This window comes from Blastopirellula sp. SH421 (assembly GCF_057808535.1).
The window spans coordinates 2,537,931-2,550,524 of the sequence record NZ_CM173712.1 but is presented as its reverse complement, the minus strand read 5'-3'; the positions used below and the strand labels follow the sequence as shown (position 1 = coordinate 2,550,524).

The 12,594-nt window shown below is 54.7% G+C and carries 10 protein-coding genes; 5 read left to right on the top strand and 5 right to left on the bottom strand.

Going from position 1 to position 12,594, the window contains the following annotated elements; all coding sequences use genetic code 11:
- Positions 1-10: 10 nt before the first annotated feature.
- The 3 genes from guaB to SH421x_RS10590 form a co-directional block, all read right to left on the bottom strand.
- The gene (gene guaB, locus SH421x_RS10600; protein ID WP_488855502.1) at positions 11-1,486 is read right to left on the bottom strand and encodes an IMP dehydrogenase; all 1,476 of its coding nucleotides are present in this window, start codon (positions 1,484-1,486) and stop codon (positions 11-13) included.
- 143 nt (positions 1,487-1,629) lie between these two features.
- The gene (locus SH421x_RS10595; protein WP_488855501.1) at positions 1,630-2,457 is read right to left on the bottom strand and encodes a hypothetical protein; all 828 of its coding nucleotides are present in this window, start codon (positions 2,455-2,457) and stop codon (positions 1,630-1,632) included.
- 111 nt (positions 2,458-2,568) lie between these two features.
- The gene (locus SH421x_RS10590) at positions 2,569-3,963 is read right to left on the bottom strand and encodes a hypothetical protein (RefSeq protein ID WP_488855500.1); all 1,395 of its coding nucleotides are present in this window, start codon (positions 3,961-3,963) and stop codon (positions 2,569-2,571) included.
- Positions 3,964-4,141: 178 nt separating this feature from the next.
- Here SH421x_RS10590 and SH421x_RS10585 point away from each other — a divergent pair, with 178 nt between their 5' ends.
- The 3 genes from SH421x_RS10585 to SH421x_RS10575 all read left to right on the top strand — a co-directional run bounded on the left by SH421x_RS10585 (position 4,142) and on the right by SH421x_RS10575 (position 8,497).
- Positions 4,142-4,399, top strand: coding sequence for a hypothetical protein (locus SH421x_RS10585; protein ID WP_488855499.1), 258 nt, complete (start codon positions 4,142-4,144; stop codon positions 4,397-4,399).
- 389 nt (positions 4,400-4,788) lie between these two features.
- On the top strand, positions 4,789-6,579 hold the full coding sequence (locus SH421x_RS10580; protein WP_488855498.1) for a methyl-accepting chemotaxis protein: 1,791 nt from the start codon (positions 4,789-4,791) through the stop codon (positions 6,577-6,579).
- A gap of 607 nt (positions 6,580-7,186) precedes the next feature.
- Positions 7,187-8,497: a carbohydrate porin gene (locus tag SH421x_RS10575; RefSeq protein WP_488855497.1), complete on the top strand. Its 1,311-nt coding sequence runs from the start codon at positions 7,187-7,189 to the stop codon at positions 8,495-8,497.
- A gap of 798 nt (positions 8,498-9,295) precedes the next feature.
- Here SH421x_RS10575 and sigJ read toward each other — a convergent pair.
- Together sigJ and SH421x_RS10565 are read right to left on the bottom strand one after the other, a co-directional pair.
- The gene (sigJ, locus tag SH421x_RS10570; protein ID WP_488855496.1) at positions 9,296-10,180 is read right to left on the bottom strand and encodes an RNA polymerase sigma factor SigJ; all 885 of its coding nucleotides are present in this window, start codon (positions 10,178-10,180) and stop codon (positions 9,296-9,298) included.
- Positions 10,181-10,227: 47 nt separating this feature from the next.
- The gene (locus SH421x_RS10565; protein WP_488855495.1) at positions 10,228-10,656 is read right to left on the bottom strand and encodes a cupin domain-containing protein; all 429 of its coding nucleotides are present in this window, start codon (positions 10,654-10,656) and stop codon (positions 10,228-10,230) included.
- A gap of 315 nt (positions 10,657-10,971) precedes the next feature.
- Between SH421x_RS10565 and SH421x_RS10560 the strand changes: the two genes are divergently transcribed.
- The gene (locus SH421x_RS10560) at positions 10,972-11,430 is read left to right on the top strand and encodes a carboxymuconolactone decarboxylase family protein (protein WP_488855494.1); all 459 of its coding nucleotides are present in this window, start codon (positions 10,972-10,974) and stop codon (positions 11,428-11,430) included.
- A gap of 88 nt (positions 11,431-11,518) precedes the next feature.
- Positions 11,519-12,268 carry an SDR family oxidoreductase gene (locus SH421x_RS10555; RefSeq protein ID WP_488855493.1) on the top strand — a complete coding sequence of 250 codons (750 nt, stop codon included), beginning with the start codon at positions 11,519-11,521 and terminating at the stop codon, positions 12,266-12,268.
- Positions 12,269-12,594 lie beyond the last annotated feature (326 nt).

The following is a 12,594-nucleotide window of genomic DNA, read 5'->3' as shown; positions in this document are numbered from 1 at the left end:
GCACAGCGCTCTAGTCGTTGTTTTGATGAACGTCCGGGCTGTAGTTCGGGGCTTCCTGAGTAATTGCGATGTCATGCGGATGGCTTTCCCTAACACTTGCCGGTGTGACCCGGATGAACTTGGCGTCCCTGCGTAGTTCTTCAATCGTTCGCGTACCACAGTAGCCCATCCCGGCTCTTAGACCGCCGACAAGCTGATACACAAACGGACTCAAATTTCCTCGGAAGGGAACTCTCCCTTCGACTCCTTCGGGGACTAACTTGCCCCCTTCGCTGACCTCGCCCTGGCGATAACGCTCTTTGGAGCCTTTCACCATGGCGCCCAGCGAACCCATGCCGCGGTAAACCTTGAAGGTTCGACCTTGGTACAGGATTACGTCTCCAGGGCTTTCGGCCAAACCGGCGAACAATCCGCCGATCATGACCACGCTTGCACCCGAAGCGATCGCTTTGCAAATGTCTCCTGAGAACCGCACGCCGCCGTCGGCGATGATCGGAATCCCATGTTTGGCCGCAACTGCTGCTGCATCGCGAATCGCGGTGACTTGCGGCACCCCCACTCCCGAGACCACTCGCGTTGTGCAGATCGAACCAGGTCCGATCCCCACTTTGACCGCATCGACACCGGCCGCGATCAAGTCGGCACAGCCTTCGGCTGTCGCGATGTTTCCGGCGACAACCTCAATAGGCCAGTTCTTCTTGATCTCGCGAACCGTCTCGATCACGTTCTTCGAGTGGCCGTGAGCACTGTCGACGACCAACACGTCAACGCTGTTATCGATCAGGCTTTGGACTCGTTCAAAATCCATCACTCCGACCGCAGCGCCAACTCGCAACCGCCCCAAGCTGTCCTTCGACGCTTGAGGAAACCGGTTCATCATGTCAATGTCTTTGATCGTGATGAGCCCGGTCAGTTTGTATTCTTCGTCAACCAGTAAAAGTTTCTCCACCTTTTTAGCCGTTAAAATCTGCTCAGCTTCCGCAAGCGTTACGGTCCCTGTTGCTGTCACAAGGTTGTCTTTGGTCATAACCTCTTCTACACGAAGGGTATGCGACTCAAGGAACCGTAAATCGCGGCGGGTCAGGATCCCCACCAGCTTGCCATCAGCTAGCGTGATCGGCATGCCTGAAACGTTGTGCTGCTCCATCACCGCGCGGGCTTCTTGTACCGGAGCGTCCGGCGGCATCGTCACCGGATCGACGATGATGCCGTTGGCCGAGCGTTTCACCTTGTAGACTTCTTCGGTCTGACGCTGGATCGAGAGATTCTTATGAATTACCCCCAGACCACCTTCCTTCGCCAGAGCGATCGCCATCGCGCTTTCGGTGACTGTGTCCATCGGCGAGCTGATCAGCGGAATGTTCAGCTTGATGTTGGCCGTCAACTGCGTCTCGGTCGTCACATCGGACGGCACGAAATCGCTGTAGCGGGGGACGAGCAGAACGTCGTCAAAGGTGATAGCTGTTTTGGCGAAGATCTCGTCCATGGCGCGGCTCCCGAATCTAGCGTGATCGAAGCAGTGGGGGTAAACCCGCAATTATTGCGGGCCGCGGCAATGCTGGCAACGCTCTCACCGGGGATCGCAGCCCGGAAAGCCGACTATTTGCCGACTTTCCGACTTCCCCAGGCTTAGCGACTGCGGCGACTAAAGAGCCCCCGACGCCGAATCGCCGTGGCCGAAGTCTGCTCGGCTGGGGTCGCTTCATAGCTGATTAGGCTGGTCGTCGTGCGATTAATCAGCTTTCCAGACGGGTCGACGGTGGTGCTAGAGCTAGAGACGACAAAGCCCGGCACGTCCGCACAATGAATTTCTACCGAAGTAGTCGAAGTTTTCTCGGGAATGATGATCCGAGTCCGAAAAAACGAGACTGTTTTGTTTTCGGACAGCACCGGAAACGGCATTTCCAATGCGATCGGGTCGGTCGCGATCGTTTTGGTTGTCACTTCCTCGCCGATCGCTTTCGCTTCAAATCGCCGCCGCAGCACCCACGGCGCCGTAGTTGGGCAGTACAAAATGTTGCCGCTGATTTCTTCGGATTGCCCTGTAATCACCACTTTTCGCAGCTGGCAGGGATAGGTAATCCCGTTGACCGACAACGCTTCTTGATCGCCGGGGGTTACCGTCGCCGTGTAGCGGTCGGGCTCGCCGCTTAGCCCGCTACGGAACGACAAAGTCGGTCGATCAAAAACTTGCCCCCCTACTTCGGACTGTGAAGTAGTTTCTAGCACGACATAGTCATCGCCCACTTCTTTCAGACGGATCGTCTGTGTCGAAACGTTGGTCGCACCGGCAACTCCATCCTTGTACACCTGGGTGGTATGACGCAGCTTCTTCCACGAACCAGGGGCAAAGCGCGCCCATTCGTGGTGGTCATGCGGAGTGAGCAGATCCGGAGCATCCTGCACCGCACAAACCGTGACGCTGGCCAGCCAGATCAAAAGCGCTAGTCGTAACATCTCACCCAGTGCTCTAAATTGCCGAAAACCCGAAGGCTGCGAATCCTCCTTAAACTACGCTGAAAGTGTAGCTTTCGCAATGAATCCCCGCCATGCTGCCCATGAAACGGCCTATTGGGAGGGTTCTTCGAGCCCTAAAGGGAACATTCCAGCAATCAAGAAGTCCTGTCTGGGGAAAATTGTCCGCACATCAATCTCCAGATGGCCAGTCGTCGAGCGGACAAACAGGGGATACAAATTTTCCTGCAATCTCCCGCACAGCGCCTCCACATCTCCATCGGCCGGCGTCACCGTCACGCAAAATGAATCGATTGGGATGCTGCCGGGGATCAAGTGCGATTTGCACGGCTCGACTGCGACCGATTCGACCAGCGGTGAAGCGATGATTTGCTCAGCCAGCCGATTGGCTCGCAGTTCTAGGTTGGCCTGCGAGGTCGTCAGTAAAGAGAGCAGGGGGATCTCGTCACTGACCAACTCTCCCATCCGATAAATTTCTAACGTTTCGGTTAACGCTGCCAAAGACAACGGCGCCGCAGCGACCAGCGAAAACAACGCCGATTGACGTACCCGCTCGATCAGCTTCCGCTGACCAACCAACAGTCCCGCATCGGGTCCGCCCAGCAAGTGATTGGCCGCAGCGATCACCAGGTCAGCGCCCAGCGTAACCGCGGTCTGCACACTATCGACGCCAAGCGGTTTGTATTCTTCCCGATTCTGTAAACCGCCAACTCCCACATCGTGCAACAGCGGCACATGACGCGACTTGGCGAGCGCCGCCAGTTCGGCCAAACCGGGCCGCGTGGCGTTGGAAGCGCCGGCAAAGTTACTCGCATCCATCGAAAGAATCAGAGCCGTTTCACCATCAAACGCTTTTTCAAAGTCGGCCAGCGTAGCACAGTTACTTGCACCCACTTCCACCACACGCACTCCCGCGCCGGCGATCAGGTTCGGCAGATGAATCCCGTCAAATGTTTCACCCAAGTCCCCGCGGGCCACAATCACCTTGCGACCAGCCGCCAGCTCGGTCAGCGCCAAGTGCAGCGCCGCGGTCCGCGTGTTGACGATCGCAGCCTCGGGCGCCGCCGCCAAATCGGCGATCAACTTGGCCGTCTCGGCCTGGGAGATGCAAGACTTCGAGGTCGCCGCATCTTGTTGCGTCGTGTGATAATCGCGCAGCCGCGCATAAGCACCTTGAATGGCTCGTTCGGCAATCGCACATTTACCCAGCTGCGGCGCCAACACCACGCCGGTCGCATTGATCGCCGCTCGAATCCCCGGAGGAGCATCGCCGGTAAGCCAGCGCGAGATCGACTCGGCCAAATGATGCAGCTTGGGTGCAGGGAAATCGGCAACGCGGGTTTTGAAGTCGCGTTGATAACGATCCAAATAAGCGCCAACGCTGCTAACCAACGCCTGAGGATTCATCGTCTCGCGCAACTTCTTCAGCGGCGGACGTTCGAGCAGTTCACTAACTGTCGGCAATTTGCCAAAGATATTTGTAGGCATCGGTGTTCTCCCTAGAGGTATTTCTAAATTATTGTCCCTCAGGAAGTTATGGGAAAGGCGCTACTTGCCTGGTAGGGGAAGCGGAGAGCAGTAATTCGTAGCCTGCGGCGCGAATTGAGGGAGTGAGGATGTCCCCAACGAACCTTTCCAATCGTAGCGGAAGGGCGCGAGCCCTCCGGTGGAAATTATCGAAGAACCGGAGGGCTCGCGCCCTTCCGTCACAATTTCAACTTTGCCGCGCATGCTGACTGGCGGCGAAATTTTTTGGCTGTGGGAAATCCTAATGATCGCCCTTTCGATCTGGGACAGCCAATACGGCGATGCAAACCAGGATTGGCGATTTTGGGCGTTAACCGCCTATGCGACCATTTTATTCGTTTTGGTGCTCTGGTCGTACTTTGATACCGCGAAAGCAGCGAAAGAGAAGAGCTCGTAGACAGCTCACGCATCTCCGCTATGAAACGCGCCTTGCGTGCGCTAATCGAGATCAGGCTGATTGTATTACAGTCAGTAGTTTGTCGAGTGACCAACTACCCGCCAGACTCGCCGGCCAGTCTGTTCAAGTCAGACTAGGTTACTTTTCGCCAGCAGGCTTCCGCAAAAAAAATAACAGCGATTCGGAGAGACCTCTTTTCGATAATTCTCTGCGTTGACGCTGCGCCGATCGACTCATTCTTGCCGGCGCCCATAGCTCGGCCGCTTCTCTACCGCCGCTAGAACGGATCCCCACCCATGGAAAGAGGCGTTGCCCCTCTCTGGGCCGAACGGCATTACGGTCTCCCGCACCGCCTCGCATTTCCAAATTTTTAGCATGCGTGGCGATGCATGTATCCTATTTTTGTCGAGGTCGCGGAGCATCCTACGGTCGCCGCCGGATGCTCCATTGGAAATTTCGCAACGCGCGTTCAACAAAACCATAATCTGTTCCTTTGTCTTAAAGCGGTTCTAAAGATGAAACTCGGTAAACAAATCGCCATAGGTGCGGCTGCGCCCCTTTGCTTAACAGTCCTCCTCGCGGGTGTCGCCTTGTGGAGCGTTAGCTTGCTAGCCTCTTCAAACAAATGGGTTGACCATACCCATAATGTGATCGCCAAAGCGAAAGAGATTGAAGCATCCGCGGTCAATATGGAGACTGGAATGCGGGGCTATCTCTTGGCTGGCCAACCTGAATTCCTTGCTCCCTACACGGAAGGAGAAGAGGTTTTCACAAAATTAGTTGCTGAGCTCAAGCAAACCGTTAGCGACAATCCTCCGCAGGTGAAATTGCTAGATGAACTCGAACAGACAATCGTCAATTGGAAAGAGCGTATCACCACTCCAATGATTGCTTTGCGGAAGGAAGTCGGCGACTCAAAGACGATGGACGACATTGCTGAGGCCGTTAGCAAATCGCAGGGCAAACAGTACTTCGACAAGTTCCGCGAACAGATGGCCACTTTCACCGGCCGCGAGAAGGACCTGATGATCAAGCGCCAGGCCAACGCTCAGCAAACGGCGGACTTCACGTGGGTGATCATCATCGTTGCGACGTTGGCCGCGATCACTCTTTCTGCCTGCATTTCCTGGTACTTGATCCGATCGATCACGACGGCTGTGAAGCATACAGTGACGATGCTTCGTGATATCGCTGAAGGCGAAGGCGACTTGACGAAGAGACTGCGAGAAAACCGAAGCGACGAGCTCGGGGAACTCGCAAAGTGGTTTAATGTTTTTATCGCCAAGTTGCAGGGAATTATCGGCAATTTGTCGAAGGATGCCGCCACCCTGAGCAGCTCATCCGAGGAGCTTTCGCAACTCGCGAGCGAATTATCGACAGACGCCGGAGCAGCAAGCGAAAAATCGGCCTCCGCCACGAGCAGCGCTGCAGAGGTTTCTAACAACATGAATAGCATGGCGAGCTCGTCTGAAGAAATGAGTGTGGCTGTCAAGTCTGTTGCTACCATCATTGACGAGTTGACCGGTTCGATCGATGAGATTGCCCGCAGTGCGGAAGCGACGTCAAGCATCGTCAGTGAAGCGGCGGCACTTTCCGAGAAAACCCAAGCGAAGATTGGCGAACTTGAGAAGAGTTCAACAGAAATTGGCGCCGTTATTGAATTGATTCAGGAAATCGCCGATCAAACCAACCTGCTGGCCCTCAACGCAACCATCGAATCGGCCCGGGCCGGCGAAGCCGGCAAAGGTTTCGCCGTGGTCGCGGCGGAAGTCAAGGAACTCGCCCGACAAACCACGGAAGCGACAGTTTCCATCCGCTCTAAAGTGAATGGCATCCAGAACACTACACGCGAAGCGGTGCAGTCGGTCGCAGCGATCGACACCGCGATCGTTAGGGTTCACGAAGGCTCCCAGACGATCGCCGCCGCTGTTGAAGAGCAAAGTGTCGCCGTGAAGAATATCGCAGTGAACATGAACCAGACCACTCTGGCCACCGATGATGTTGCGAAAAGGGTCACCCAATCAGCGGCTGTCACCGAAAAGGTGTCAAGCAATGTCGCCGATGTGAGCGAAGTGCTGAAGAGAACCTCAAGTAGCGCTCAAAAAGCGAAAACCGCGGGAACCGGTTTCCGTGATATGGCGGGAAAAATGAGCGCGATCTTCGCACAATTCAAGACATAGGCAGATGTGTCGTACCCGTCGGTTGCGATCCCCCCTTCGCTCAGGGTTGCCTGGCATGACCGAGAGAAAGTCCGGCGTGCGAAGCAGCCTTGGATGAGACGGGAAGACAACACAAAGCCGGGAGTCGCTGCCGTTCCCAAAGCCCCAGTCTGGCCGCCCTATGGCGGCCAGGCTGATTATCGGGATTAACCCCCTCCCGCATAGGCTCCAACCCGTGCATGAAATCCAGGGCTTTTACTGGCAGGGAAGCAGCGGTGAAAATCGCTCGCTTGACTGCTTTCAGCATACCGGGAGCCAGCTTGCGACCAAGTCGGCATGATCTTCTCGGATCTCCGGTGTGATCGAAGGATCGGCGCCAAGTATCGCAGAGAGTGAAATAGGCCACGGATCCAATTTTTCGACAGCCTGACGGGTCGCTTCTACGGCAGGAGCCGTTTTACCGCTACGATCGATCCGCCTCGGTACTAGATTTACCGTATATCTTGCAAAATGGGAGTTCGCACGCTCCGGTCTTCCTGAGAAATTGCCGAAAGTTGCTTAGCCGACTTCTCTGGGAGGTAGACTTACTTCGAAAGCTAGCGAACTAATCGAGGCTGATCCGCAAACCATGCCGCACGGAATTATCATTGCGTTTTGCGCTCTTTCACTGTTCTGGCCGCTGTTAGTGACAGCGCAAACGATTTCCGAGCAGGGGTTGGGGGGAAGCGCGGGGTTAACAGACGAGGATTTTCTCGGTTCGTCCGGCGTTGATGTGACGTACGGCAACCCATTCGTCAATGGCGAAGCGGCGCGTGATAGTCCCCAGTCAGGATCTCCTAACCTCCTGTCTCCGCTTTTGGACGAAGAAGGTTGGCTTCAATTCGATGCCGCCTATCGTGGCGAAATATTCACGAACACGTTGGGTGGGCTCTCGACGAATAATGCGACCCGCTATACAGGCCGCGTCGACGCATTACTGACGGCGGACCTGGAGCAGTTCCGCATCACTCCCGGCGGCATGTTCGTGGTCCACATGCAATCGCTGCATGGTCAAGGAATTACGGATCTCGACGTAGGAGCGCAACAGCGCATTAGCAACATCGATGGAAACCCCGAAAGAGGCTACTACTTCACCCAAGTTAGCCAATATTGGTGGCAACGTGGATTCGCCGATGACTTAGTCACCCTTAAGATCGGCAAGATCCTCGCCGACACCGAATTTGCCATCACAACATTGGGCGGCGATTACATCAACACTTCTTTCGGTTGGACGCACACGCTACCCCTCGCCGCTTACCCCAATCCGACAGCCGGCGTGGTGACGTATTTGCAACTAACCGAAGCACTTAGCCTCAAAACCGGTATTTTTGATGGCGCCCCGAACGGTCGCAACTGGGGCTTTTCGGGAACAGGTGAAGTCCAGTCCATATTCGAGTTTCGCCGCTATCACTCGTTGGCGAACGATACTCTTAACGGTGACGTGCACTTAGGGCTCTGGTACCATAACGGCGCCTTCCCAAGCGAAGCGGACGGATCCGACTTGTCGGGAGATCACGGCGTTTACGCCGGGATCAGCCAGCAACTTACACGAGAGCACCCCGACGATCCGGATGACGCACAAGGTCTCGGCACATTCGTGCAATACGGTTGGGCCCCCGAAGATCGCAATCGCGTTGAGCAATACTGGGGCGTCGGCCTCGTCTACCGAGGGCTAATCGAAACCAGAGACGCCGACACCTGCGGCGTCGGGCTTGGCTCGATGGCTTTCAGCGGCGACATGCCGACCCCACTGGGTGATGAAACCGTGATCGAACTCTTCTACAAAGCGAGGATCGGAAAACGATTCGCCGTGCAGCCAGACCTGCAGTACTTTAACGATCCAGGAGGACAGTACCGTGATTCCCTCGTTTTCGGCCTGCGATTTGAAGGCGTTTTGTAAGCCTCGCTTCGTAGCGTTTGTCCTGCGTCCAGCGCGGATGCAACAAACCCCGGCGGCCCGTTCAGCGATCTAGCAAGCTAAACCGTTCACGACGCAGGCTTTTCCGCCCACACGACAAGTGCTGAGCACTCTTGACTTAACGCCCTCTCCAAGCGGCACCTGTTCGGGCGTTGCCAGAGGAATACCAATTGCGGAATACGCGGCTCCCTTGTTTGCCGAGAGTCGTTCCGTGCGTACGACTCGATGAGCCCTTGCCAACATAAATCGGCGAAGCGTGGTGCCAAATATACGAACTTGGTGCGGCTTGAATCGTAGTCGCAGACGAAGCGAACAAAGCGCCGGCGAATAGCACAACAAAAAGAGAAAAGCGGTTCATAGGAAACATCTCCTGGCGTACGAACTGAGAAAAGGACTCCAAACAAATTTCGAGAGGAGTTTGGTCATTTAAGGTCATTAAGGAAACAGTCGCTCGCACCGGTCGGATCCCGAAAGATCCCGGACTGGCAATCGCGTTTTCCTAAAACGTTTTTCCGACCGCCTCTTGTTCAGAGCAATCATTGCGCCAATCGCATAAAACAATCGCTTCTGCGAGTGAATAGCGAAAAAAAACGCTGGAAATGGGAATCTCTGGTTCAATCCGATCCATCTCTACGGTGAAACGGTGATGCATTTTTGGAACAAAAATGGCAAAAACGCATCATCCAAATGGCTTCACTCGTAAGCCAGCGCCCTTCCGCTACAATTTCAACTTTGCCGCGCATGCTGACTGGCGGCGAGAGTTTTTGGCTGCGGAAAATCCTAGGCGAGCGTCACGATCGACCAGCGAGTAAGTTTATCCGGGTTCAAACTCATATAGATTCCCCTGACGCCATCCTCGACGCGGACCGCCGCGACGTGAACGACTTTGCCTGCCAAACTAAATACAACGCCCGGATCACCGTTCACGATGGCAGAGTGCATGTCATAGTCACGCCGCTTGAAGTGGAAGACTTTGGCGAGGAAACGAGCGATGCGGGTACGTCCGCGAATCACAACACGCGCGGCAGTCACCTTGCCGCCGCCATCGGAGTAAACTTCAACATCTTCCGTCAAATATTGCTCAACTAGCTTTGCATCACCGGCGCGACATGCAGCGACAAATTGTTCAGCAAGCTGAACCGCTTTCTCTCGCGTGGGACGAAAGCGGGGGACGTCAGCCGTCAAATGCTCCTTCGCTCGACTAACAATTTTTCGCACATACGTCTCTGATTTCTCCAGTGACTCGGCAATTTCGTTGTATTCGTAATCGAAGACCGTCCGCAGCACAAACGCAGCTCGTTCAAGGGGCGAAAGACGCTCAAGCAGTATGAGAAACCCCTGACTCAACGATTCTTGCAAATGCGGATCTTGCGGGCCCGAAGACGTATCAATGGGCTCGGGAACCCAAGGACCAATATAGGATTCGCGTCTGCGCGCGGCTCGCAGCTTGTCGATGCAGCGACGAGTGGTTGTACGAATCAGAAATCCCTCGGGCGAACTGACGTCGCGGGTAGTATGCAAACGAAGAAATGCGTCCTGTACGGCGTCTTCCGCATCCACGACGCTTCCCAGCATGCGATACGCGACAGACATCAGCCGCGGCCGAAGAGATTGAAAACAATCCTGCGCCTCGGCGCCAGATTCAAATCCTATCGAAATCGCCATTGGCTTATCCTTCACGCCGCCTCGGTTTCTGAATCTACCTGAGGTACTCAATCATGGGTTTCGACCGGAACAGCAATCTCATCGTTGTCATGTGGATGGAGCACTACTGCGATCAAGCGAGTGATTCCCTTGGCTGCGGGATTTTTCGATACGCGGTGCAAACATCCCGTCGGTTCATAGAAGGTTTCCCCTGCTTTAAATATCTGGGTTGGCTGGTCATCAATCCCCAGCTCGTATTCGCCTTCCAACACATAAACCAATCCGGGGCCTGGATGACGGTGGGCTAAACCACTTTGGCCTGGCTCAATCGTCACTTCCACGATTGTCGCTTTCGTTTTTTTGCCGTCAAGTTTTTCCTGGATGTCGTGCACCGATATTACGCGAACTTTCTCGCCATCCTCATGACGAGGCCCTCCCAACGCCACGGCGATTCCAACGGCCATGGTAACTGCAACAGCACTTAGCATTCGGTTCATTATTCTTCACTTCGGTTCAGGTAGGCGGCTGCGTCGCGAATTGTGTGACGCATTCAATATAAGGACGTCTGAGAAGGCCGATTTGTGACAGCGACAGCAGAAGTTCGAAAATTCTGCGTGAATTTCGAGGGTCTACGCAGAGCCGGGCTCCCCTTTTCTACTAGGGCCATAACGACAACCGGCCTCAAGCAACCAAAAAACTTTGGGGGCTTGTCACAAATCTAGCGGCTCAGGCGTCCTTGCTGCAGAGATTTGCGACTTACCTCAAAAACGTCGCTTTCCATCCCATTCCTTTGAAGTAATAGGAGCCCTGAAATGGCCCCCCCCACTGACAAGACGAATACAGAAGCCTATCGCGCCATGCTTGGCGTAGAAAAGTGCCTTGCACAATGCAGTATCGAAAAGCCGCTGCGCGAGCTGATCAAAATACGCGTTTCGCAAATCAATGGCTGTGCATTCTGCATCGATATGCACTGGAAGGACGCAAGGGCGTCAAACGAAACGGAGCAGCGACTCTACGGCCTACCTGCTTGGCGAGAAAGTCCTTACTACAGCGAACGAGAACGAGCCGGCCTTCGATTGGCGGAAGAGTGGACGCGTGTCGCCGATCATTTTGTTCCTGAAGAGATTGACGCGTTGGCCAGCGAGCAGTTCAGCTCGCAAGAAATCGCCGATCTTGCTTGGATTATTGCTTCGATCAACGCGTGGAATCGAGTCAACATCGCCTTGAAGACGGTCCCCGGAAACTACCAACCGCCTCGCGTTGGGCATTGATCGAGCTTGCAGAAACACGGTATCTCGATCGCAACGTTTTAACTCTGTCGCACCCAAACGTAAAAGCAACGAACGGAAGAGACGTAGTATGAAAATTCTTATTATCGGCGGAAGCGGCTTGATTGGTTCCAAACTGGTTGCAATCCTGCGCGATCGCGGCCATGAGGTGATCGCCGCTTCGCCTTCATCCGGCGTGAACACGCTTACGGGCGAAGGGCTCCAGCAAGCGATGCAAGGGGTCGAAGTTGTCGTTGACGTGGCGAACTCGCCTTCGTTTGAAGATGAGCCTGTCATGCATTTCTTTAAAACGTCGGGGAAGAACTTGCTTTGCGCTGAGCAAGAAGCTGGAGTTCAACATCATATCGCTCTGTCGGTCGTCGGCACTGAGAGATTGCTGTCTAGCGGCTACTTTCGCGCGAAGCTGGCCCAAGAGGAGCTGATCAAAGCGGCGGGAATCCCTTACACGATTGTTCGCGCTACTCAATTCTTTGAATTTGTCAGTGCGATCGCAGAGTCTGCAACGGAAGGAAATGAAGTTCATTTGCCTCCTGTCATGATGCAGCCCATCGTTTCCGACGATGTCGCCGCTGCGCTTGCCGAGATTGCGACCGAGGCGCCACTTAATGGAACCGTGGAAATCGCAGGCCCTGAACCGATCCCCATGGATGATCTAGTACGCCGGTATTTGGCTGCACACGAGGATGATCGCCGGGTCATCACCGATCCTGAATCTCGTTATTTCGGAACCGACGTGGACGACCGAAGTCTTGTACCTGGCAAAGCATCACGTCTCGGTCCATCACGTTTCGATGATTGGCTCAGACGTGCGATGGTTTAAACCGAACCGGGGCGCCGTCGTCACGACGCGCGCCTTTTGCAGTTGCGCTTTTCGTGGAAGAGAAGAATGGAACGCGGTGAAGCACGGATCAGTCACGGAATTACGCGGCAAGAGGGGAGATTTGCAATTTCCCATCACGTCCAATTTGTTTACTAACCAAGCCAATTTGAAAATGCCAGCTTGCCGCACAAGCAACTATTTCTTGCCGTGAAACACCGTGATTTATCCGCGGTATCCGTGTTCCATTCTTTGTTTACGCTCTTCAGCAGGTTCGTAAGAAATAGAACGCGGAGGACACGGTCAGTCACGGAATTACACGGCAAGAG